The 24,902-nt window shown below is 32.9% G+C and carries 25 protein-coding genes, 1 pseudogene and 1 riboswitch; of the genes and pseudogenes, 4 read left to right on the plus strand and 22 right to left on the minus strand.

Annotation, left to right across the window (positions count from 1 at the left end):
- Nucleotides 1-91: 91 nt before the first annotated feature.
- Nucleotides 92-1,561, minus strand: a complete 1,470-nt coding sequence (locus COI44_RS19020; RefSeq protein WP_098429333.1) for an amino acid permease — start codon at nt 1,559-1,561, stop codon at nt 92-94.
- Between the two features lie 200 nt (nt 1,562-1,761).
- A riboswitch (Lysine riboswitch) is annotated at nt 1,762-1,939 on the minus strand.
- 201 nt (nt 1,940-2,140) lie between these two features.
- Between COI44_RS19020 and pdxK the strand changes: the two genes are divergently transcribed.
- Complete coding sequence (pdxK, locus tag COI44_RS19025) at nt 2,141-2,956, plus strand: pyridoxine/pyridoxal/pyridoxamine kinase (protein WP_098429334.1); 816 nt, start codon at nt 2,141-2,143, stop codon at nt 2,954-2,956.
- Nucleotides 2,957-3,403: 447 nt separating this feature from the next.
- On the opposite strand, the gene COI44_RS19030 is transcribed toward pdxK, so the two are convergent.
- Entirely contained in the window at nt 3,404-3,613 is a 210-nt protein-coding gene (locus COI44_RS19030; RefSeq protein ID WP_098429335.1) for a hypothetical protein, read from the minus strand.
- 201 nt (nt 3,614-3,814) lie between these two features.
- Here COI44_RS19030 and COI44_RS19035 point away from each other — a divergent pair, with 201 nt between their 5' ends.
- A complete protein-coding gene (locus COI44_RS19035; protein WP_098429336.1) occupies nt 3,815-4,132 on the plus strand; it encodes a hypothetical protein in 318 nt (105 codons plus the stop codon).
- 82 nt (nt 4,133-4,214) lie between these two features.
- Here COI44_RS19035 and COI44_RS19040 read toward each other — a convergent pair whose 3' ends face one another.
- The 18 genes and pseudogenes from COI44_RS19040 to COI44_RS19125 form a co-directional block, all read right to left on the minus strand.
- The gene (locus COI44_RS19040; protein ID WP_098429337.1) at nt 4,215-4,808 is read right to left on the minus strand and encodes a YdeI/OmpD-associated family protein; all 594 of its coding nucleotides are present in this window, start codon (nt 4,806-4,808) and stop codon (nt 4,215-4,217) included.
- Between the two features lie 299 nt (nt 4,809-5,107).
- Nucleotides 5,108-5,815 (minus strand): nitroreductase family protein, encoded by a 708-nt coding sequence (locus COI44_RS19045; protein WP_098429338.1) that lies wholly within the window; start codon nt 5,813-5,815, stop codon nt 5,108-5,110.
- Nucleotides 5,816-6,014: 199 nt separating this feature from the next.
- Entirely contained in the window at nt 6,015-6,437 is a 423-nt protein-coding gene (locus COI44_RS19050; protein WP_084006839.1) for an RrF2 family transcriptional regulator, read from the minus strand.
- 170 nt (nt 6,438-6,607) lie between these two features.
- Nucleotides 6,608-6,811: pseudogene (locus tag COI44_RS19055) on the minus strand (SAM-dependent methyltransferase); the annotation flags it as partial.
- A gap of 81 nt (nt 6,812-6,892) precedes the next feature.
- A complete protein-coding gene (locus COI44_RS19060) occupies nt 6,893-8,404 on the minus strand; it encodes an MDR family MFS transporter (protein ID WP_098429340.1) in 1,512 nt (503 codons plus the stop codon).
- Between the two features lie 159 nt (nt 8,405-8,563).
- Nucleotides 8,564-8,743, minus strand: coding sequence for a hypothetical protein (locus COI44_RS19065; RefSeq protein ID WP_098429341.1), 180 nt, complete (start codon nt 8,741-8,743; stop codon nt 8,564-8,566).
- A gap of 290 nt (nt 8,744-9,033) precedes the next feature.
- Entirely contained in the window at nt 9,034-9,576 is a 543-nt protein-coding gene (locus COI44_RS19070; protein ID WP_098429342.1) for an MFS transporter, read from the minus strand.
- A 4-nt stretch (nt 9,577-9,580) separates the two neighbouring features.
- A complete protein-coding gene (locus tag COI44_RS19075; RefSeq protein WP_098429343.1) occupies nt 9,581-11,017 on the minus strand; it encodes an FAD-binding oxidoreductase in 1,437 nt (478 codons plus the stop codon).
- A 108-nt stretch (nt 11,018-11,125) separates the two neighbouring features.
- Complete coding sequence (locus COI44_RS19080) at nt 11,126-12,541, minus strand: PH domain-containing protein (RefSeq protein WP_179887191.1); 1,416 nt, start codon at nt 12,539-12,541, stop codon at nt 11,126-11,128.
- On the minus strand, nt 12,534-13,013 hold the full coding sequence (locus COI44_RS19085; protein ID WP_098429345.1) for a PH domain-containing protein: 480 nt from the start codon (nt 13,011-13,013) through the stop codon (nt 12,534-12,536). Before COI44_RS19085 ends, COI44_RS19080 begins: the two co-directional genes overlap by 8 nt.
- A gap of 223 nt (nt 13,014-13,236) precedes the next feature.
- On the minus strand, nt 13,237-13,974 hold the full coding sequence (locus COI44_RS19090) for a polysaccharide deacetylase family protein (protein ID WP_353616023.1): 738 nt from the start codon (nt 13,972-13,974) through the stop codon (nt 13,237-13,239).
- Between the two features lie 348 nt (nt 13,975-14,322).
- Nucleotides 14,323-15,591, minus strand: a complete 1,269-nt coding sequence (locus COI44_RS19095; RefSeq protein WP_098429347.1) for a peptidase — start codon at nt 15,589-15,591, stop codon at nt 14,323-14,325.
- A gap of 6 nt (nt 15,592-15,597) precedes the next feature.
- On the minus strand, nt 15,598-16,245 hold the full coding sequence (locus COI44_RS19100) for a 3-oxoacid CoA-transferase subunit B (protein WP_420488194.1): 648 nt from the start codon (nt 16,243-16,245) through the stop codon (nt 15,598-15,600).
- A gap of 11 nt (nt 16,246-16,256) precedes the next feature.
- Nucleotides 16,257-16,886 (minus strand): CoA transferase subunit A, encoded by a 630-nt coding sequence (locus tag COI44_RS19105; RefSeq protein ID WP_286163996.1) that lies wholly within the window; start codon nt 16,884-16,886, stop codon nt 16,257-16,259.
- A 65-nt stretch (nt 16,887-16,951) separates the two neighbouring features.
- Nucleotides 16,952-18,280, minus strand: a complete 1,329-nt coding sequence (locus tag COI44_RS19110) for an aspartate aminotransferase family protein (RefSeq protein WP_098429350.1) — start codon at nt 18,278-18,280, stop codon at nt 16,952-16,954.
- Nucleotides 18,281-18,954: 674 nt separating this feature from the next.
- Entirely contained in the window at nt 18,955-19,263 is a 309-nt protein-coding gene (locus COI44_RS19115; RefSeq protein WP_098429351.1) for a hypothetical protein, read from the minus strand.
- A 234-nt stretch (nt 19,264-19,497) separates the two neighbouring features.
- Nucleotides 19,498-20,286, minus strand: coding sequence for an SDR family NAD(P)-dependent oxidoreductase (locus COI44_RS19120; RefSeq protein WP_098429352.1), 789 nt, complete (start codon nt 20,284-20,286; stop codon nt 19,498-19,500).
- 15 nt (nt 20,287-20,301) lie between these two features.
- Nucleotides 20,302-21,282 carry an MBL fold metallo-hydrolase gene (locus tag COI44_RS19125; RefSeq protein WP_098429353.1) on the minus strand — a complete coding sequence of 327 codons (981 nt, stop codon included), beginning with the start codon at nt 21,280-21,282 and terminating at the stop codon, nt 20,302-20,304.
- 324 nt (nt 21,283-21,606) lie between these two features.
- Between COI44_RS19125 and proC the strand changes: the two genes are divergently transcribed.
- The gene (gene proC / locus COI44_RS19130) at nt 21,607-22,446 is read left to right on the plus strand and encodes a pyrroline-5-carboxylate reductase (RefSeq protein ID WP_098429354.1); all 840 of its coding nucleotides are present in this window, start codon (nt 21,607-21,609) and stop codon (nt 22,444-22,446) included.
- 79 nt (nt 22,447-22,525) lie between these two features.
- Nucleotides 22,526-22,777 carry a hypothetical protein gene (locus COI44_RS19135; RefSeq protein ID WP_098429355.1) on the plus strand — a complete coding sequence of 84 codons (252 nt, stop codon included), beginning with the start codon at nt 22,526-22,528 and terminating at the stop codon, nt 22,775-22,777.
- Nucleotides 22,778-22,897: 120 nt separating this feature from the next.
- Here COI44_RS19135 and cbpA read toward each other — a convergent pair whose 3' ends face one another.
- Together cbpA and COI44_RS19145 are read right to left on the minus strand one after the other, a co-directional pair.
- Nucleotides 22,898-23,545 carry a cyclic di-AMP binding protein CbpA gene (gene cbpA, locus COI44_RS19140; RefSeq protein WP_098429356.1) on the minus strand — a complete coding sequence of 216 codons (648 nt, stop codon included), beginning with the start codon at nt 23,543-23,545 and terminating at the stop codon, nt 22,898-22,900.
- Nucleotides 23,546-24,259: 714 nt separating this feature from the next.
- Nucleotides 24,260-24,901 (minus strand): PspA/IM30 family protein, encoded by a 642-nt coding sequence (locus COI44_RS19145; protein ID WP_069033441.1) that lies wholly within the window; start codon nt 24,899-24,901, stop codon nt 24,260-24,262.
- Nucleotide 24,902 lies beyond the last annotated feature (1 nt).

Raw genomic sequence — 24,902 nt, forward strand, 5'->3', positions numbered from 1 at the left:
TGCGGTGCTCATTACCGTNNGCGCCTCGAAAGACAAGCGCTCGCAATCAGTCTGAAAATCAAATTTTTAGTACTTTTTCTACACGTTGAAATTATTTTCTGGATAAGTCCATCTCTTTATAAGAAACAACTTTCGTTTTATGTTTAAATTTATAACCTAACCAAACAATTAAAAACACAGGAATTCCAATGTATGAAACAAGTACACCTTGCCAATCAATTGCCTTACCAGTGAATGCTTGCCAGTTTTGAGCTAGTACAATAAATAAACAAGCTAAGAATGCTAAAATTGGTCCAAGTGGGAACCATTTTGCGCGGTAAGGTAGGTCATTCAAATCTTTACCTTGAGCAACATAAGCCTTACGGAAACGGTAATGAGAAATCGCAATACCTAACCAAGCAAGGAAACCTGATAGTCCTGATAAATTTAATAACCAAGTATACACTTGACCTTCACCGAAAAATGAAGATAAACATGCAAGTGAACCAACTGCAAGTGTTACATATAAAGCATTTGTAGGAACTCCATTTTTATTTACTTTTGTTAAGAATTTAGGAGCTTTTCCTTCGACTGCTAGAGTGTATAACATACGAGTAGATGCGTATGTTCCACTATTACCTGCCGATAAAACAGATGTTAAAATAACTGCATTCATTACAGAAGCCGCAAATGCAACACCTAATTTTTCAAACACTAAAGTAAATGGACTAACTGCCACGTCGCCTCTCATTAAATCAGGATCTGTATATGGAATTAATAGACCAATTATGATAATAGCTAAAACATAAAATAAAAGGATACGCCAGAAAATTTGACGGATAGCTTTTGGAACATTTTTTTCTGGATGTTCTGTCTCCCCTGCTGCAACACCGATTAGCTCTGTACCTTGGAATGAGAAACCTGCAACAATAAAGATTGATAAAACACCTAAAAATCCATTATGAAACGGAGCATCACCAACAGTAAAGTTTTTGAAACCTGCATGATGTCCACTGATAATGCCAAAAATCATTGCAATACCAACTACTAAAAAGACAACTACAGTTACAACTTTAATTAACGAAAACCAAAACTCTGATTCACCATAGCCTTTAACTGAGAGTAAATTTAAACCTAATATAATCACTAAAAAGATTCCGCTCCATAATACTGCTGGAGAATGAGGGAACCAATATTTCATCAGCATTGCCGAAGCTAATAATTCAAAAGCTAAAGTGATTGCCCAGTTATACCAATAATTCCAACCCATAGCAAAACCAAATGCTGGATCAACGTAGCGAGATCCATAAGTACTAAATGAACCAGAAACTGGCAAATAAGTCGCCATTTCACCTAAACTAGTCATTAAGAAATAAACCATAATACCAATTAGTCCGTAAGCTAAAACAGCTCCACCAGGACCAGCTTGACTAATTGAAGTTCCACTAGCTAAAAACAAACCTGTCCCAATTGAACCACCAATTGAAATCATCGTTAAATGTCTTGCTTTAAGGCCCCTTTTTAAAGAACCATCGTGAGTATTCGATCCTACTGTATCATTTTTAGGGTTTGTTAGTCCCATCTTATTGCCTCCTCTTGATTCTTGCAATCTTATCTTTACGCGAGAATATGGGACGGTATAAAAGTGTTGTATGATGTGTATTTTACTCAGTATTTTCGTCAATATGTAAAGAATGGAAAATCTGGTAAAATACAAAAAAACACGTGAAGCAATGTTCACGTGTTTAAGACTCAATTATATGTGTCAAACAGCATCAACATCTCTTCAATAGCCCTCCACAAGAAATCTTGTGACAGTCCTATGCTTATTCAGCAATAGGCCCAGTAATAAATTTAAATGGTAAATTTATTACTTCGGCAGTTTCACCTTTTATTACTTTTCACAGGTACCATAAACCTCAAAGTAACGACTAATCAAAACTGCGCCTCTATCCATACGAGATAAAGATTATATTAAATTAATTTTTATAAACTCAATATACAATCTATTAATCTAGTTTGTCAATAAATTTTTCGACAAAAGTAGACTCAACCTAATAGATGAATGACTTGATTTTCGCTTCATGATGCTCATATCTTGTACCTAGCACTTATGTTTTTGTATAATAATTCTATGTACTTCAAAGGAGGAATTTTTCACATGACAATTTATAAAGCATTGACACTTGCGGGATCTGATAGTAGTGGTGGAGCTGGATTACAAGCTGATATTAAAACATTTCAGGAACGTAATGTTTATGGCATGAGTGCAATTACAACTTTAGTAGCGATGGATCCGCATAATCATTGGCATCATCAAGTATTTCCAATTGATATAGATACAATTGCAGCACAATTAGAAACAATCGTTGTTGGCGTTGGAATTCAAGCAATGAAAACAGGGATGCTTGGTTCAACTGAAATAATTGAGTTAGCCGCAAAAACAATAAAAAAACATAATATTGATCGAGTTGTTGTCGATCCAGTTATGATTTGTAAAGGAAATGACGAGGCTCTTCACCCAGAAACAAATGATGCATTAAGAGAAATTTTAGTACCACTTTCAACTGTTGTAACACCAAATTTATTTGAGGCAGCTCAATTAGCTAAAATGCCTCCAATCTGCACTGTTGAACAAATGGAAGAAGCAGCACGTAAAATCCATGAATTAGGGGCTAAATATGTTCTAGTTAAAGGTGGAAGCAAAATTCAGCATGAAAATGCAATAGATGTATTATTTGATGGTGAAAAAATCGAGCATCTAGAATCTGACAGAATCGAAACTACATATACTCACGGTGCGGGTTGTACTTATTCTGCAGCTATTTGTGCAGAGCTTGCTAAAGGTGCTGAACCAAGAGAAGCAATCTACACTGCAAAGAAATTCATTACGGAAGCAATTCGTCACTCATTCCCACTTAATCAATACGTTGGCCCAACAAACCACATGGCATATCGATTACATGGAGAAGGCTAATATCAAATAATGGGGCTGTCTCATAAGTCAGATTAACTGACGTATGAGGCGCCTTTTTTTAATTGTAAAAAATGGTGGTAGGATTTCTCAACAATGCTTTAGCTTAAAGCTGATATGATTGATCTTTTTTACAGATAATTAGCAGATTTTTATCAAGTTTTTATTCGATTTGGAACAGATTTACTAGTTTTTGATTTGAAAGTATCTACTATTTTTTAATTTGGAGGTCATAATACCTTAACTGGCATAGGTAATTTTTAATTTTATTTGCGATTCCTTGGAATTTAATTGCAGTTTCGCTAAATTTATTTGCGATTCCCTAATTTTAATTGCAGTTTCACCAAATTAAATTGCGATTTTCAGATTTTATTTGCAGTCCACGTATATTTTTTATTTTAGAGTATAAAAAAAGGGCAAAGGTTTCCCTATCCCCCATGTTCCCACTTTTCACTTAACGATTCCCTTAATTGCCTTAAATGCATTTTTTCCTTTGAAATAAATGAATCTTTCCCATTTAGCTAATAAACCATTTCCATTTTCACCATTTTCAATCTGAAGCGCATGCTGTTTATGAAAATCAGCAACTCGTTCATTATGTTTTGTATGCAAAGTGTTTAGGCGCGTGTGAAGATGTAATGCATGTTTGTTTTGTCCCATATGATCACCCTCCTCCTTTAGTTAATAGCATCTTAAATAATTTATAAATAGTTTGAAGCATACACGATTGATTTTTCGATTAATTTCTACTTTATTTCCTAAATACTATTACACTTTCAATAATTTTGATCATCAAATTACCATTATTTAACATTTTTTTATGTATTGCATGTTATTATATATAGAAAGGAAGTGGAATTTATGCGAAAAAACTTTTCCATATTAATGATAACATTTATGCTTCTTTCAGTGATTGGTTGCGAAAAAAATAAAAACGAAAATATCCAAGGGATTGCATATGCTAGCTTAACAAGAACTGAACAGGCTGCATTAAGTGATAAACATGGGGTCGTTAAAAAAGTGGATTCCATACCTAATCATGCGACTATACTAAATAAAAACTATCATAAAGATAAACTATATTCTGTTACTTTTAATGGAGATAATCCTGAAGGGAAGATTGTTATCTATATAGATACTGAGACAAACAAAAAAGTCGGAATGATTGGTGAGGATTAATTTTTTGAACAATATAATCCAAAAGTTAAAGAGCGATATTAATCATTAATCGCTCTTTAATTTATTATTGGTTTTAATAAAACTAATCATTTAATCCTTTACCATCGAGAATTTGATCAATATATTTTTCAACCCTAGATGTACGAGTTTTCGATTGTTTTGGTTGAGAAAAATAATAAATATAAGCTCTTTGACGCCCTGGCGTTAATGCTTCAAAAGCCGTTTTTAAGGCCGGGTTTTCATCTAATTTAAGTTGTAATTCTTCAGGAACTTCATAATCTGAAGTCTTTTTTAATTCTACTTGCAAACCTGCTTTTTCCACTTCAATTGCTTCTTTAATATAGTCTTTCAAAACGCTTTCCATTTCAATTATTTCCTGAATATTGGTGAACCGTATCTGACGTGCTGATTGTACATTTTCTGTTTGTTGAATCAGAATGCCTTTGGGATCTTTTAACAACGCACCTTTGTGAAACAGAAGTGCACAATATTCTTTAAAACCATGAATTAAAACGATATTTTTATTATCAAGTGTGTAGCAAGGATGCATCCATTTAAAATCTTCAGTCAGTTCACAGTCAATGACGATTTCTCTTAACTTATAAAATTCTTCTTGCCACTTTTTCGCTCTCAATAAAAATGCTTCAACTTTAGGATGCATATTATTATTTGTCATCGATAAACACCTCTTATTAATTCCACTTTTTTAGCCTTATTAGCCTTAATAAAAATAAATTATCTTCAGAATTTTCATCTCAATAATATAATTAGTTCAAAAATCTTCGTTTTAAATTTTACTATACATGTTTTTATAATACCACTCGGATTGGCTCATCCACTTATTCTTAGCTAGTTAGATGGACATTTAGTCCCCTCCAAAACGTTATTCTTTAAACGGATGCAAATTTCCTTCATACAAAAAAAGAACAGGTCCAAGGTTTCCCTTATCCCTGCTCTACATACTCTTCTAAGTAATTAGTACTGTTCCCAAGCAACAACTTCATCTAAAGTTAAACGAACTTTTTCGAAGCCTGCTTTGATTCCTTTACCAACTGAAATTAACATAACTGGTTTGAAGTTTGCTGGTACATTGAAAGCTTCTACAAATTTCGTTTGGTCAAATCCACCCATTGGAACTGTATCTAAACCTTTTGCTTTTGCTGCAAGCATAAATTGCATTGAAACTAATCCACCATCAACCATCGCAATTTTTGTTGCAATTTCTTCTGGTAAACCACCGTAGTTTTTCACGATTGATCCTACGTAGAAGTCTTTCACTTCCTGAGTCATCATACCTTTTTCAACTAATTCATCATAAATGCGATCGGCATTTTTATATGCTTCTGTATCACCTAAAACAGCGATTACTGCAGATGCATCCACAACTTGTTGTTGGTTATTAGCGATTGGTAATAATTTTTGTTTAGTATCTTGGTCCTTAATAACAAGGAATCTCCATGGTTGTAAATTTGAAGAAGATGGAGCTAGAACTGCAATTTCTAGTAATTCCTTAATTTCATCATCAGACATTTGAAAGCTTGGATCGTAGTGACGAACTGATCTTCTTTCCTTTGCTACAGTGAAGAAATCCGTACTATCAAGTTCTTTTGGCGCTTCTTTACCAAAATCAATTTCATTTACTTTATTTAAATACTCTTCTTTTTCAGATTTAACATTAGACATATTTAATCTCTCCTTAATTAACTGTATTCTTTACAAATACAGTATATGACTTTAACTGTATAAAAGTCAACTACAGTTTACAAAAAAATAAAATCGAAACATTTTAGTTTCGACTAAATTAGAAAAAATACTAATAATTTGATTTTCAGACTGATTGCAAGCGTTTGGCGGGCAGTCTGAAACTAGTTTCGATTTTATTTTACCCATTTTCCTTTGGTAATAAGTCTGAAATTGTTTTCTTTGCAAGACCTTCAACAAGCCAGCTTTCCATCTCATCTTTTAAATCATATAAAGCAGATCGTGTAGATGGTGTAAAACATTCCTTACTATTTACATCTAAGAAGCCTTTTGAATATGGATCTGATCTCATCGCATCATAAACATCTTTTAAAGTAATTTCATTAGCACCTCTGGCTAAATAATATCCACCATCTCGTCCTTCTTTAGCTGAAATAATGCCTGCCTTAACTAAATTGGCAAGAATTTTTCTTAAAAAAGTAGATTGTGCTTCAAGTTTTTGAGCTAATACTGCGCTTGGACAGATTCCGTCTTGCTCCGCTAAAACTAGTAGAGATTGCAATGCTAGTCCAAACCATTTCGTACTAGAAACCTTATCTTTCAAGATCATTCACCTCAGTTACTAGTCTAAACTATTTTTTGAAAAAGACAACCTTATCAAGATTAATATTATACAGTGATGAAAAAAATTAAGTGAATTTAGAAAGTCCTACGTCTTTTCCTAAATTCGAAATAATGATTCGTAGTGTTAAGTGACTATTAAATTCCTAATAATCATTTCTTTTGACATTTCACCATCGTAAATTTAAACGGAGGTTTACTTTCCATATTCTTATGTGGTTCAAGAATTTCGGAAACTTCGATTAATCCATACTTTCCAAATTCTTGTTTGATCGAATCAGAATCATAAAAGTACATTTTTATCCCTTCCATTATCTCGAAGTAGTCTTTATCTAGCAGTTTTCCCTTTCCGTACAACCATTCAATCTAATTATCCAATTGAGATATTATTTGTTTTCAAAAAAAGAAAGACCCAAGGTCTTTCTTTTTTATTTCTATTTATGACGCATTGCTCTTAGCCATTTCTTTATCTGATAAACGCTCGTTACCCATTAAGAAAATTGAAATCAATGCTAATCCTACAGGAACTAATGTCCAAAGGAATGTATGTGCAATTGATGTTGAAAATACATCAGTAATTTTTGTCAGTATTGGTGCAGGAATCAATTTGGCAGCTTCAGGCGTAAAGGCTTGATTAATATTCGAAAAATTCTGAGGTGCGCCACTTTTCGCAAATGCATCAGCAATTTCATCTGTAAATACATTTCGTTGAATAACACCAAAAACCGTAATACCAACTGTCATGCCTAAAGCACGAAGGAATGCGTTAGTTGAACTTGCTGAACCACGGTTTTCATTATCAAAATGATGCATCGCAGACATACCAAGAACTGAGAATGATGCCCCTACACCAAATCCAACAATGATCATATAAACGATCACTTGGAATTTAGTCGTATCAGGTGTTAAAGTACCTAGACAAATAATACCTGCTAATAAAAGTACAACCGAACCAACCATGATATTACGATAACTAGTTTTATTTGCTAAAGCTCCACCAAATGCGGCAGAAATACTTACACTCACCATCATTGGTAATAAAACTAAACCAGAATTCGTAGCTGTTCCACCTTGAACAAACTGGATAAAGATTGGAATATAAATTGTTGCAGCGATGAATGCCGCTCCATAAAATAATCCAACGAAGTTACTAGCAGCAAAAAGACGATATTTAAACATGCTAAACGAAATAATCGGTTCAGCTGCTTTACGTTCAATAATTAAAAAGACAATAAGGAAAACAGCAAATCCAGCAAATAAACCTAAAATTTGAACTGAATCCCAAGCATATTCTTTTCCACCTAGCTCAAGTGCAAACATTAAACAGATGATACTAATAACAAATGTTGTAGCACCCCACCAGTCGATTTGTTGCTTTGTGTGGTTTTTTGACTCGACATAAAAATAACTAATTAGTCCAAGTGTTAAAAGTCCAAAAGGAATATTTATATAGAAAATATATCTCCAGTTAATATAATCTGTAATATAAGCACCAATTAATGGTCCTAGAACACTTGATAATCCAAAAACAGCACCAAAAATACCGCTCATTTTACCACGCTTTTCAACAGGAAACACATCCCAAATAATTGAAAAAGCAATTGGCATTAAAGCACTTCCACCAATACCTTGAATTGCACGGTAAATACTAAGCTGAATAATAGAATTCGCTGTTCCACAAAGAACTGAACCTAAAATGAATAATATAATTCCTAACATAAAAAATCTTTTTCTACCGTACATATCAGAAAGTTTACCGAAAATTGGCATCCCAGCCATTTCTGTAACTAAGTAAGCCGATGTTACCCAAACAAATTTATCATAACCACCTAAATCTTTTAAAATTGTAGGCATCGCCGTAGAAACGATTGTGTTATCAAGGGAAGCGAAAAATATCCCAAGCAATAACGCAATCATAACAGGAACCAGTTTTGTTTCCCTTTTTTGCATGACCATCTCTCCTTTTACATTTCAAGCATAAATTTTAATTTCAATACTGTATTCATGGCCTAACTTAAGTATCTGACTGGATTAAAAAGCGCTTGTCTTTCGAGGCGCCTAGTCTGATGAAGAGCTAACCTTTGACGAACATTAGCACAGCAGTCAAAATCAGTCTCTATTAATGTATAAAATAGCATTACTTAATAGACCAAAACCTATTCCAATTCCAAAACCAAGAAATCCTCCTACGATTAAATGTGATGTAAAATAACCTACACCTAAACCAATCGTTAATCCTAAAATTACAAAAGCAGCATAAAAAATACCTACAGCTTCCTCATGTCTCATAATATATAATCATTCCTTCCATACAATTTAATTTCACATAAAGTAAATGAATGTCTCCATAAATACTTTCATTATTTTAAAGTTAATATAACATTGTTTCGTTACTTAAACAATATATAAATTTAAATTTATTGTTTTATTTTTATTAAAAACAGTACTTTATATGTAAATCATGCTATTTATTCATTAACTTTATTGTATAAAAAGGAATATAACAACGTTACGTACAAAAACAATCCACAAAAACAAAACATTGTTGTGTTACTCTGAATTTAAATAATAAAATTCATTTACTTAGGACCTGGCTGCCCCTTGCTCATTATCATTTTATAACAAAGACCAAGTGCACTTATTAAGAAAAGCCATGCCGCTAAATGAAACATAAATTGAATGTCGATTGATTCAAGTAAAGTTCCTACACCTATAATACAGATAGCTGTTACAAAAGAAGTCCAAAATAAGTAACTCCTATAAAAATCAGATGAAGCATTCATAAATAATTTCTTTTCAGCGATCTTGAATAAAGCAGTAAATCCTCCAAATAAAACTTGCCCAATATAAACAATCTTTATATTATCGATCAAAGGCAAGGAAAAAAACAATAAACAGCAAAATAATGAATGGAATATCATTAATAAAAATGGTGAAACCCGGTCAACGAATCGGCCACCAAAGTATACAACCACACTTAAACTTAATGAAAAAAGTCCATATAATAAACTAAATACGTCATACGCATCTCCTATATTCCTTAAAAAGAGGACATAATATGGAAATACTAAAGAGCTACTAAAACCAATGATACTAAGTAAGGCGATTAAAAAACGGTTCATAGGATTACTCCCCATAATTTTCATAAAAAGTATTCATAAATACACTATTTGGATCAAACTCTCTTTTCTTATTGAAAAAATCTTGCGTTTTTGGATATGCTGTAACCATTTGTTGCTTAGACTGATATGGATAATAAGGTAAATAATAGGTTCCTCGATGCTCCAGAGTTAGATCAGTCCACTTTTGAATTACCTCTTTTGCATATTGAACAGAATCTTTATCTTTACCATGTTGAATCAAAACAACGAAAGCAAACATATCATCTTTCGCATAATTCATGACTGTTTCATCATCTTTTTCAACGTATCGAATCGTTATATTTAATATATTTAAATTTTCATATTGTAAATATTCTCTAACATCATCAATGTAATGAGTAAATTCATTTACAGGTACAAAAAATTCCTGTAAAACTTGTGTATCTTGGCGGTCATCAAATTCCATAAACTTACTTTCAGAACGCATGACATTATTACGAGTTTCATAGTTCCCGTTTAGGGAGTGAATAAAGCGATATTGAAAGTCCCAAAATAGATTTTTACCAATGTCCGAAGTTCTGGACATACCTAGTGCAAACTTCGGTAAAAAAGCGGAATGATCTTCCTTCAGCTCTTGATCTGAATCGGTCATTTTACGAGATGTTGCCATATAATTAATTGCATAGACCTTATCTAAAAAGCTATCTGGTGCTACAGAAATCCTAGCAATATGCATTCTTGCATTTTGGTTTTCTAATACGTTCTTGTTAAAATAATTTGGATACTTCTTGTAGTCCATCGTTTTTGTTTCTACTCTATATAATTCATTATTTGTTAGTTGAAACTCTACTTCTAAAATAATTCCAAATAATCCATATCCACCTAATACATATGGGAATAAATCTTTATTCTCAGTGCGGCTTACTTTAATTACTTTCCCTTCTGGTGTTAATAATGTAAACCAATTAACAGTACTAGCTAATGAGTGATTCCGAATATCACGGCCATGTGCGTTCACACTTAATGAACCACCTACTGAGAATATCTCTTGTGACTGAGTAACCTTTAAGGCCAGATGATAAGGATTAATCGCATTTTGTATATCTCCCCATGTTGCACCACTTTGAACAATAACTGTCTTTTGAATAGGGTCCACTTTTTCAACCTTATTAAATGTTTTTAAATCAATGACCACACCATCTTTATAATATGTATGACCACCTTGACTATGTCGCTCACCTGCAATCGAAACTGTCTTACCTTGTTTTTTTGCTTCAATTACAATTTTCTTTAATTGATCTACTTCCTTCCCTTTGACAATACGATCAATTTTAGTAGGAAGAAGATGGCCAACATCATCAATCACTCCATGTTTTAATGGTGCAGGTTTAGTCCACAGCGTATGTAAAACTGTCACAAACACGGTTATGAGGAGTATTCCTACAAATATTCTTTTCCCCAAGTTCTTTTCCTCCTAATAGAAAAAATAAATTTAAACGTTAAAAAAAGACGTGCTTACACTAATGTATACACGTCTTCTCTTTACGATCTGTGATTGTTCAATATGGTTTTAACTAAACCAACCAATCATTCGATTTACGTCTTTTTCATCTAAATGCCTTACCTGATAAGTACGACCAAATTGGCTTGAAAGAATCGTAATGTAGATTGATTTTAATTTTACTCTTTTTTGAAGGAAACTTTGTTCACCGATCAATACTTGTATTCGCTCTTTTGGTAAAATCGCAGTTGTTCTTGAGAGATAACCAGACTGAATAATCACAGTTCGATCTAATAATGTATAGCCTGCATTTCTAAATCCTAATTCCCCAATAAATATACCGATTAAAACGATGCCATAAGCCCAGAAATGAACAAATGGAAGTAATACAATTCCACTTGCTATTAGAAGAAAAGTAATAATCATTCTTGAATAATACGTTTTTCGAGCTCTTTTTGGTGCTCGGTTTGATATTTCATCATAGTTAATAGAAGGGATAAAATTTTTTAGGAATAAGTGGACATCCTTCGTTTTAATAAATGGATGTAGAACATGTCTACCTTGTTCCTGCTTATCCCCCATTCCAACAGCTTCGACGTAAACTGTAGAATAGCCAAATAATTGACGAATGATCCCTTCTTTTATAACGACTCCTTGAATTCGTTTTAATGAAACCGTAAATTCATTTTTTTCGAATAACCCTCTTGTAATAATAATTCGATCATCTATTCTTTGGACAGTAAAGTTAGCAAATTTCAATATGTATCGAATGGTTGAAAAAATTAGGGAAAGTAATAAACTACCTAAAAATACAATAAAAAACATCATGTAAGTGAATGTTTGTATTTGATTATATATTGCCACATAAATACTATGTGGAAGTAAATCCTCGATTTGTGAAAATAATGATGCTAAAACAGCAAAAGCTAGTCCAACTTCAAAGGAAGTGATTCCAGCTAAAAAAAGTTTTCTCGTTTCAATTGTTAAACTTATATCTACTAATGGCACTGCTTGTACACTATTTTCCTCAGCTACAACCAAACCTACTTTTTTCTTTTTAGACTTTAATACTTCATTTTTTAATGAAAGTGCCACTTCCTTAGGAATTGCATTTAATATGCCTTCAGCTTTTTTTCCACCAGCTGTTTCAATTCGTACGCTTACCACTTTAAAAAGCTGTTGAATAAATCCAGCATTAATTGAAAAAGACTGAATACGTTCTTTTTGAATAAATGTATTTTCGATTACAAATAATCCCGAACGAATTCTAAATTCATCTTCAGTTATATAGTAGGTAAATCGATACCATTTTATGATTGCTGAAGCAACTGGAAAAACAATCAGAACAGCAGCAAACAAATATTGAAACATTGACCCTTTACCACCTGAAACTAAAAGTATAATAAGTGGAATTAGTACGTTTTTAATTTGCTCTAAAAATACGGTAAGTATATAAGCTGGATGTTGTCTTTTTGGCTCATACATCGTCATCACTTATCCTTGCTAAGTAGATAATTTTATCTCTAAGCCTTTCAGCGACATGGTGTTCTAAGCCTTCAATTTCATGTGTGGTGGCAGCCGTGGAAATATTCACTGTAGATAAACCGTATCGACGAAGTATTGGTCCTACTTCTGTCGTAACGTGTTGAACTCTGACCATAGGAATGACAATTCGTTTAATAACAAATATTCCTTTTTGAATTTCTAACTCATTTTCATAAATCTCATATGCGGTATATTTCAATTTAAGTGTAGGTAAAAATAAAGTTAAAAAAATAATTAACGCTATAACGACACCTATAATAATCATTAAAATAAAGAAGGGAAGTGAAAAATATCTCATAAGAAAATAATAGATAATTGGTAAAGCAACTAAAGAGATACTGCTAAGTAGTGATGTAATTCTCCATACTGACCTCATTTTAGGTGATGGTCTTTGTGATGGATTTGCTCTCATTTAATCACCTTTTCTATCTCATTAATCTATCACTTACTATATCATACCATGAGACAAACTATTCACAAACCTCCTATTTATCGACAAAGTTAAAAAAAGGTAATTTTCCCCATGATTGATGAAAAAATAATCATTTAACTAAGCAAATATCTTTAAGCTGATTAATCATAAAAAAGGTTAACTCATAGAGTCTAACGTACAAAGACTTATGAGTAACCCTATTTCAATCGTAATAAATAGTCTCAGATTCTCTAAAATTTACAATTACCTTTGCCTGTCCTTCTACAATCTTAGCAAATTCAGCCATCGTAGTGTCATACTTAATATAGATTCTAGGTAAAAGATATTCTTCATTCTTTGTACCTTTTTCTAGATAATATTTCGGATCTGTCGCTACTGCAAATTTATAGTATTTTTTTGTTTCCTCAATTACTTTATCATTATGATAACCATAAGGATAAGAGAGGGCTATCACAGCATTTCCAGTGATTGATTGGATCTTATCTTTGGAATCTTTCAACTCATGATTATAATCATCTATCTTCCTTAAATCTGGATGGGTTGCAGTGTGCGATTGGATTGAAAACATCCCTGAATCAGACATCTTTTTTAAATCCGTGCTAGAAAGACGATCCGGCCATCCAATATAGTCGGATATCGCAAATATAGTTGCTCTTGGTGTAAACGTATCCGATTTCAATTTTTGAAAGATTTTTAACACATTTAAGTTATTTTTATAACCGTCATCAATTGTAATAAATACAGGTTTCTTTACGTTATTACGGTCTCCCCATTGTTCAAAAGTTAAAAGCGTAAATCCATGATCACGTAAATAGATCATTTGCTTTTCAAAATTCTCTGGTGAGACAAACAAGTCTCTTACTCCGTGACCAGTAAACTCATCAATGGAATGATAAATTAAAATTGGAATTTTGTCTGCAGCATGTGTTTTTTCTGGCAACTGTATCCACAAAAATAAACATAGAAAAAATAAAGTTATTTTTCGCATATAAATCCTCACTTTATCTTTTTTCTATTAGTGTTCCAATTTCATTGCCTTGTATTATAAATTCTCTTACAAAATAAAAAAAGACTCGTAAATAACCGAGTCCTCTATCATTTATTGTTATAACGCCAACATCTTGATCATAGCAGTACTTAGCCCACAACATTGTATTGCTATTTTTCGCCACATTATCCACTTTAATCTAGTCCTGATGTTTCGTCGATTATTTACATAATATTTAAAATAAAAGCTCATATTATTTCCTTGAAAATATTTTGAGACTTGTTTTGATAAAATACTTCATTATTCATCTACTCCACACCAATCTAGTAATGTGAAGGCAATTACCTCCGCACAACGAAATAATTCATCTAGATCAATGTATTCATTTGGATAATGTGCAACCTTCGTTTCCCCTGGTCCAAACACAATAGTAGGTATTTGTTTTATCTGTGTAAATAAGCCTCCGTCTGTACCCCAGGGAGAGGCTTCAATAATCGGGTCTTTTTTATAAACATATTGATAGGATTTCTTCAGAGAATCCATAAATGGATGCCCAAGATCGATACTACCGGGTAACCATCTTGCTCCAAAAAATTCAACCTCAACCGGATTTTCAATAAACCAATCATCAATTAATGAGAGTGTTTTAAGCCACCTCGTTATTTCAAGTTTAGCTTCTTCGATTGTTTCATCTGGTGAAACACCTAGCCTTCCCTCAAGCGTAACTAAATCTGAGACAGAGGAGGGCCAAGTCCCCCCATTTATTTTTCCGATATTAATTGGAATTGGAATTGGCACATTTTTGTATAGTGGATTATCTAGTAATCTTGTATTTCGAACTTTTTCTAATTGATTTATATGATTAATTACCATCATAGTTTTTTCAATTGCACTAACACCTTCATACCTCGTTCCACCGTGGGCAACTTTACCTTTTACTTTTATTCGAAACCAAACACTACCTTGCTGTTTCGGAAATATTTTCATTTTAGTTGGTTCTGGAATAAGGACAGCATCTGCTTCGTATCCTCGTAATATCGTTGCTAGCGTACCTGCCCCTCCGCTTTCTTCCTCAATAACACTTTCAAAATAGATGTCGCCTTTAAGTGGAATATTACATTTTTTTATTGCCTCGATCGCAAATAATGCAGCAACATTTCCGCCCTTCATATCTGTAGTTCCCCTACCATATAAGCGATTACCTACGATTACACCGCTATACGGATGGCGCTCCCAACTACTTATTTCACCTTCAGGAACCACATCAATATGCCCATTTAATATAATCGATCTACCATTTCCTGTTCCCTTTAAAATTGCAACGATATTCGGACTATCTTCAAATGAAGTTCGTTCTGAAATAAAATAGGATGATTTTTTTAATTCCTCAATTGGCGGCTCAAAGCGATCAATCACTAATCCAAGATTCTGTAAATAATTTGAGACAATTTTTTGTGCAGCAGCTTCATTTCCTGAAACACTTTTTTCACGAACTAGATTCTGAAGTAATTCAATTGCCTTGTTCTTATTTTTATGAATGTAGTCATTAACCTTAGCTTTCAAATCCAATTTTGATCACTCCCAACGATGAACAATAACATTTGGGTTCACAAATAGTGGCGCACCAGTTTTCTCAATCACATCACTGACTAAATATGGAGACATTACTTCATTTAACCAAAGCTCTCCACTTTCTTTTTTAACTTCAATTACGGCCATTTCAGTAATGATTAAATCTACGCAATTTGGAGATGTAAGAGGAAGTGTACATTCAGAGACTATTTTAGGGTCACCATTTTTATTAGTATGGTTCATTAAAACAATTACTTTTTTTGATTTTTGAGCTAAGTCCATTGCTCCACCAATTCCTGGCACTCTTTTACCAGGAACAATCCAATTTGCTAAATCGCCATTTTTACTGACTTCGAGAGCACCTAGTACTGTTAAATCTAATAAACCTTTTCGAATAATCGCAAAGGCTATACTACTATCAAAATAACTGGAACCTGGAATTAATGTTACAGGTAATCCTGCAGCATTACATAAATTCTCGTCTTCTTCACCTTTTAGCGGAGTAGGCCCTAATCCTAACACGCCATTTTCTGCATGGAACATTACTTGGCAATCATCCGGTAAATAATTAGGGATAAGTGAAGGAATTCCAATCCCAAGATTCACAATCATACCGCTCTTTACTTCTTTTGCTGCTCGTTTTGCCATCATTTCCCTAGGATTTATTTTTCCCAAACCCACTTCCAATTCACTCCTTCCGATTGAACGATGTGGTTTACGAAAGCGCCAGGTACGATAATTTCTTCAGGTTCTAATGCTCCTAAAGGAACAATTTCATCAACTTCCACAATTGTGATTTTTCCGGCCATTGCTACATAAGGATTCGTATTGCGAGCACTCTTATCAAAAACTAAATTCCCAAAGGGGTCTGCTTTCTTCGCATATACAATTGAAACATCTGAAATGAGTGGAGTTTCAACTAAGTACTCTTTCCCAAATACATTCACTCTCTGTTTATCAACATCTATTACACTATCAATCCCAATATCTACTAAAACGCCACCTAATCCAACTCCACCCGCTCGAATCCGTTCGATAAATGTACCTTGGGGACTGAACTCTATTTCTAACGTACCATCTGTCATTTGCTTTCCAGCATTCGGATTTGATCCGATATGCGTTGTAATCATTTTTTTTACTCTTTTAGCCGTCACTAATTGTCCGATTCCAACATCAGGAAACCCCGTATCATTTCCAATTAGAGTAAGATCTTTCACACCTTTCTCTAAAATGCTCCTTATTAATGTTGGTGGGTTACCGATTCCTCCAAACCCACCGAACATTAACACCATATCATCTTTAAAATAAAGCAAAGCTTCTTCAATACTAATGATTTTTCCGAAAGTATTGATTGCCATTATTCGTTCTCCTTTGCTTCTTGATTTAGCTCATTAAATACTTCCTTCAATAAAGTTAGCAATTCATTTACTTGCGCATCAGAAATGACTAAAGGTGGAGAAAGCAAGAAACTATTTTCAGATCTTCCATATGGACCACTAACAGATGGATACAGTAATAATCCATGATTTTTAGCAATCTCAATTACACGATTTGTTACACTTTTACACTCAAACAAATCTTCATTTATTTCGATACCAATCAGTAGCCCTTCACCCCTGACATCGAATAGAAAAGGATACTCTTTCTGCCATTCTCTTAGTTTTAACTTGATCTTTTCACCTTGTATTTTAGAATTTTGTACTAAGCCATTTTTTTCGACATAGTTTAAAACCGCTAAAGCTATACTTGCTGATAGAGGATTCGCACTAAACGTATGTCCACTCATAACAAGTCGACTGCCCTCTAAAATAGGTTGCATTACACGATCACTTGCGATTGCTACAGCAATTGGCGTATAACCAGCCGCCAATCCCTTACCGAGGACTAATAAATCGGGCACACAATTCCAATGGTTCATACCGAACATTTCCCCAGTTCTACCTATTCCCGTCATTACTTCGTCCGCAATAAGTAGCACATCGTGTTTATCACAAATTTCTTTAATTTTTTCATAATATCCTTTTGGAGGAGTTAACGCACCTCCTGCCGCACCAACAATAGGTTCAGCTATAAAGGCTGCTACATTTTCAGATCCTAATTTCTGAATTGTACGTTCAAGTGCAGTCGCACAAAGTAAACCACAATTTTCAGGCTCTAATTCAAATGGGCACCTTTTGCAATACGGCGCTTCAACCATTGGATAATCCTCTAGTAAACTAGTAAAACGTTTCCTCCTTAAAGGATGCCCTGACATAGATAAAGATCCGATGGTGATACCATGGTAGCTCATGCTCCTTGATATAATCTTCGTTTTCGTATGAATTCCTCTTTCTTGAAAATGTTGTATCGCCATTTTCATAGCTGTTTCAGTTGCTTCAGTACCACTATTAACAAAAAAACTCCAGTTTAAATCTCCAGGTGCTAACTGAGCTATTTTTTCAGCTAATTGTTCTGCCGCCTCACTCGTAAACTGTGATCTATAAACAAACGCCACTTTAGAGGCCTGTTTTACCATTTCATCAATTATTTCCTTAACACCATGGCCAATACTTGCAGCAACTGCACCCGAAGAACCATCAATATATTTCTTTCCTTGCTTGTCCCATAGGTAGATAGTTTCTCCTCGATCAATTGTTGGATAACGATCACCTACAAGTGGTTTTATTAAATAATCCCTTTTAGTCATACTATCCCACCATCTTTCACTTAGATCTCATTACTATATGTATAGTTGAAAGGGCATGAAGTTAGACTAATGAAAAACAATAGGGTTTACTTCGACTAGAATAATGTTGATTACAACTGAAAAAGACCACATAAATGTGGTCTCAACTTTTCTTAATGTATGTAGCAAACGAATACGTTAGTTTACAACGAAGCTATTAATAACTTTTAAGTTAAAGGATTAAAAATTACAGGAGCATTTAATTCGATTTGAACTTTTTTTGCCAATAAAGCTCCCGTTTGATTATGTTTAATTTTCTTATCTTCTGGTAGTGATGGTGCTTTAAATAAATCTACTGAATTTAGATATTCAAGTACCCATGATATTAATTCTCTAGATAACTCTTCAGATATTAGGAGGTCATCGATATCAAAATTCCAATTACACTTTGCACACCAAATGGGATCAGCAAAATCTGCTTCTACTCTATATAATTCAGTATGACTACATTTATTTTTATAAATAATAAAAATCCCCTTTTATTTTAATTGCAAAATTTCTATTTATATTCGATTCTTTGTAATATTTAACGCTGAAATTATCGCTTTTTTATAACTTTGATCATCAAAGTAAAGTGGACATAAATCTAGTTTCCTTTCATAATCATAATTATAATCACCCAGATAAAAATCTTTCTAAATAACTTTATTATCAAGTAAATCTATTTTTGCTGAAATGAACCCACAGTCTAAGTCCCCACAATCTGGACAAATTAAGATTGGAATACGATACCATAATAGTTCATGTGGTTTTTCAAGTAAGAAGTACTTGATCATATCGCTTTGAAATTCAACAGCTCCCCAGCCTAAACTTGGTATGAAATTATATTTAATTAATTTCTGATAAAGAGAAATACCATCAATGATTAGATCATTAAATTCAATTTCTTTGTCATTAATTATTTCTTTTCGAATTTTAATTTCTAAATTGTTTAATTTATTCATCATTACACCACGGATTAATTCTATTTTTCATAAAATCTCTAATTCTCGCGTAGGAATTATCAAGTTTCTGACCTTCAGCCTAAGTATGACATAATATCCCCTCAATATTAATCTATTTATAGGACGTTGAATAAAAAACCTTTATTCCACAGCCCTAAATAAAAAAAGCTTAGAGAAGATTCCTCTCTTAGCTCTTTTTAACCTAATCTAAGCTGTCTCTATGAACAGCTTCTGTTATTTTTTATTTCCGAATTTCATCATTAAGTAATAACTTACTTTAGGGAATACTGAATAAACTTTTGCTCCAAATCCCATCCATGAAGGTAGATCGATTTCATGAACATTTTTTCCAATTAAAGAAATAACTTTCGAAGCAACTTTTTCTGGGTCCAGCATCATTTTCCGAACAGATTTTGCGTATGATCCTGACTCATCTGCAATATCAAAAAATGGTGTATCCATTGGACCTGGATTTATATTCGTAATATAGATACCGTCTTTTTCAACTTCTTGTCTCAAAGCATTACTGAATCCTAGTACTGCATGCTTAGAACCTGCATATGCTGCAGCCTTCGAAGTTGCAATCTTACCAGCTAAAGAAGCGATATTAATAATATGTCCCTTCCCTTTCAGCTTCATAGACGTAAGGGCAAGCTTTGAACAAATCATGACCCCAAATACATTGACATCAAACATTTGCTTCATATCTTGAAGTGACATTTGTTCAACTGTTTGAAATAGACCATACCCTGCATTATTTATTAAAACATCGATTCCATCAAATTGCTCTTCGATTTGATGAAATGCATCGTATACTGCATTTTCATCTGTCACATCTACAACAAAATAATGACATTTAACCGGAAAATCTTCTTGTATTTTTGCCTTTAAGTTTTTTAGCTCTGATTCTCTTCTAGCAATTAAGACGATATTAGCGCCTTGTTTTGCTGCTGTTAAAGCTAAATACTTCCCAAGACCACTCGAAGCACCTGTTATTACTACCGTTTGGTTACTTAACCTCAAAAATTCCCACCTCTATTATTGACTGACTGAATGCTCATTCGTTTTATACTCAAGTATACCATCATTTCGTTCATTTAAACTAATAAAACCTAAGTTTTCCAGGTAGTCTAATTGACCAATTGTTTCAGATAAAGTAAGTGAAAGTTGTTTTTGATAAACCTTTGGAAATAACATTTGGCAGACTTCATATGCAGTTAACGGTTGTTTTTTAATCATTTCATATACTTTTTCAGCTCTAGCTTTTTGCTTTTCTAATCTACTTTTTACTAACCCTTTAATATCTGTAACTGGTTCACCATGTCCAGTATATAATTTTGTAATCGGAAGTTCAGCTATTCTTTGTAAAGAGTGATTGTATTGTAATAATGGTTTTACACGTTCGGTTTCACCATTTAATGGCGGCTCAATAATTGGGTTTGACGAAACCTTATCTAATAATAAATCTCCTCCGAATGCAATGCCATCATCCTCACTAATTAAAGAAATATGAGAAGTTGCATGACCAGGTGTGTACAATACTTTCAATCCAAAAATACTATCAATTCGATCGCCTTCATCTATAGTATGAGTTAAAGAACGAATACTAGTATATGGCATTTTCTCTGTTGTACGTGGCATTCTTTGTACATATTCTTGTGGTACACCGTATAATAGTGCATTTTCAATAAAGTACTCATTATAGTAATTTAGGAATGATTGTTCCTGAGTTAAATACGGAATATTTCGTTCATGACCTAAAATCTTCACATCTTCATTGAACTCTTCTAGTAATCCTGCATGGTCTGGATGATGATGAGTTAAAATGACTTGTTCAATATCTTCTAATTTATATCCTATTTTATCTAATTCACTTTTAAGTGCATCCAATGTATCCGCTGTATTCGTTCCTGTATCAATTAAAGTCAATAAATCACCTTCAACTAAAAAAACATTTACTGTATTCATTGCATAAGGTACCGGGAGTGTAATTTGGTGAATCTTATCTTCAGGGATCATGTTAATTCCTCCTTATCTGAATCTTCTTACAGTTAATTCTAATATACATTTTAAAAAATACAAACAAAGATGATTAGAATTTTACATTAATATAAAGACAGAATCTAGAGTGTACAGAAAACACGGGGATCAAAAAAAGGTATCAATCGTTCCAAAACTAAAAAAATTTCCCAATTACTTCTTTTCTGCTTAAAATTTTTCCTTCAACTAAATATTATTTAAAAATATTTTTGAAAAATTATATAAAAGTAATATGTCAACAAGGAATATAGCATTAATTTCTCTAATATAAATATTTATTACAATAGAGGTGAGGTGAATGTAATGTTTCTAGGAAAAGTTACGTTTATTGGTGCAGGTAGTATCGCAGAAGCATTAATTGCAGGATTAATTGATAGTGGGTATATTGAGAGTGATCAAATTGCAATCACAAATAGGGGGGATTTAGAGCGTTTAGATAGTTTACATACAAAATATGGTGTATTAGCTACTACTAACCGTCAGCTAGCAATCTCTGGTTCAAGTGTAGTTTTTTTAGCGATGAAACCTAAAGATGTTACAATCGCTCTTGATCAAATTAAAAGTTTTTTCAATGAAAAACAATTAATTATTTCCTTAGTAGCAGGTGTTACAATCAGTACAATTAAACAGTTACTAGGAAATGAAAATCTAAATATTGTTCGTGCAATGCCAACCACTTCTTCACTCGTTAGAAAATCTGCTACAGCACTTTCATATTCAGATGAAGTTCCTTTTGAAAAAGTGCAAACAGCAAAAAGGTTATTTGAGCGTGTCGGAATTGTCGCTAAAGTTGAAGAAGACGAATTACATGCAATGACTGGATTATTTGGTAGTGGTCCAGCCTATATATATTATGTTATCGAACAATTTGAACGAGCTGCAATGGCATTAGGGATCCATCGTGATATTGCCAAGCCTTTTATTCAGCAAACTTTAATGGGTTCAATTTCAATGCTTCAAGAAACGAATAAATCTCCATTGACTTTGAGGAAGAAAGTTACAAGCCCAAATGGCACTACTCAAGCTGGGATAACTGTTCTTGAAGACCGTGAAGTTGCTAATTCATTTTTAAATTGCTTTATTGAAGCAACTGTTCGTTCACGTGAGATCCAAGAGGAATATGAAAAAATTAATAAAATTTAATCAGCTTGTCATGACTCTCTTCTTTAGTTAATAAAATGATACAGGTAACTGTGTTGTCCTAAGGGGGGAGAGTTTTCTGATGAAAATAACAAACAGTAGAGTATTACGAGCAAGTATTAAGCGTATTCTCATTACAATTGCTTTAATCGTTACACTAGTTTTAATTGTTGGCTTTCTAACAATCAGTTATGTTGTTGGCAATTCAATGGTAGAAGCAAAGGGAAAACCACTTAGCTACCCTCAAAAAGTATCAACTCTCCTACTATTAAAATTCGATTCATTAAAGAAAAATAAAGAATCAAATCATGAAGTACATAATAAGCTAAATTAAGGGTTTAACTAAGTTCAAGCCGATCAAACTGGCATCAAAATTTAAAAATTAAATTTAAAATAAGCTTACTAAATAAAAGAGCAAGGGACTGTATAATGCCCCCCTTGCTCTTCTTTTTAATTATTTTTGAGCAGCATGGCCTGTTGCAACTTCTTCATGCATAATATGAAACTCTTTTTTAATAATATCTTTTTTCAACTTAATATAATCGTCTTCACTAATAGTTGGCGGTAGCGTAATTAAAATTCTTCGATAAACCGAATCGCTATCTAGAGTAATACAGCTCTTCAAATTTGAATATTTATTTACAAGCTTAGCTAATCTTGCTAATGCACCTTCATGTTCCATCGTACTAACAGTTAATGAATAACCGCCGTCCTTCAGTCCCCATGCTTCTTCTAATAATTCAAAAACTGTTTTATGCGTTAAAATTCCTACAAATTCATTTAAATCATTTACTACTGCTAAATATGGAAAACGTTTAATCGTAAAGAATACTTTGAAAAATGGTGAATCCTCCTGAATTGGTGGACATTCTTTGCGCACAAAATCATTTACTGTCTTACCTTGCAAAGAATCGTTATCTACTAAATACTCAGCTAAATCAACACGATAAAGATTTCCAACATACTCTCTATCATTTTCACTTAAAACTGGAATACATCGATATTTTGTTTTCTTTAAAAGATCCCATGCAAACTGTGCCTCAGTTGAAACCATACAATGAACTACATCATGTTTTTTTACGATATTACCTTTAATTCTCAATAATAACCCTACTTTCAAAATTTATTTTACTAATCATTCTTAATTTTTCTCTTTTAAAAACACATATACAAAAATAAAAACTCCATCAAGTCGCATGATTTGATTAAAAGCACTGTTAACAAAAATAGATTCGATTCAAGTCCCTCTTCCCAAAGATTGTAACTCTAAAAACCTCCTTATACGCTCCTCAATATAGGATCTTTTGATGTTTCATTATGTGGGAATCTTACGGATCTTACGTTAATAAATAACAATATCTTTTAAAACGAACTCGAAGCCTTTCATAATTAATTCGCCCTTTCTCAAAATGTACCTTTTTTGTTTCATAAACTAATTCAAAATTTTCAAATTATTTTACAATACTATTTAAAGTCAACATCATATCTATATTTTTAAAAAAGAAATTTATTCCAAGATAATCAAAAAAAAAAGACAAAAAATTGGCTTCATGAGGAACTTAAAATGCTTTTTCTTGTCATTTTTAACAGGTTCATAAGGTACTTATATTGCTTTTTCTTGTAATTTACTTCCTCATAACAGGTTCATGAGGTACTTTAATTGCTTTTTCTTGAGAATTACTTACTCATAACCTCCTGTAGTGGAAATCCACCTCCCTCATCTTCTTCTCCAGTGAAAAAATTAAAATTAGTTGAATTTTTCCTTTAAATCCACAAAAAAAAGAAGAGATTAGTGATCTCTTCTTCATGAAAACGATTATGCTTCTTGCTTTACTTTATTTGTCAGTTCTTTTTTTAATAAGTCAATTTTGTAATCAAATGATTGAAGATCAAATTCTGAACGAACTCTTAGCTCTAAATCACGAATTTGTTTTTCAAAGTAGTTGAAGTCAATTGATGGCATTTTACTATTAAGTAAATGGTGAGTTTCATTTATTTTTTTTGTAGCGTGAGCCATGTTTTGACGAGACATTAAGTCATATTTTTTCGTATGAAGCTCTTTTAACTTTTTTTCAATTTGATTAACTTGCTCATGCATAAAGCTAATTTCTTCTTCTGTTTTAGCGATTAAGGTAACAAACTTTTCAGCTTGTTCTTTATAAAAAGCTAGATCTTCAGTTGCACGTTTGATTAGCTCTTCGGCACCAGCTTCATTTGCAACCTTTAATTGTTCTTCACGTTTTTGCACCATTTGAAGTGCTCCCTCACGTTCGACCTGGAATTTCGTACGTAATGAATAATGTCTTTCAAGTAATCCCCTTACTTTTCCTAATTCACTTTCAGATTGTTTAATGAAGTAGTTTAATTGTGAGATAGGATTTTGTTGTTCTTTCTCATCTAATAAGCCATGTAAATCCGCTGAGATTTGATTTTTAATACGAGTAAATAAGTTTTTCATA

Source organism: Bacillus sp. AFS088145, assembly GCF_002564465.1.
Taxonomy (GTDB): Bacteria; Bacillota; Bacilli; order Bacillales; family Bacillaceae_G; genus Gottfriedia.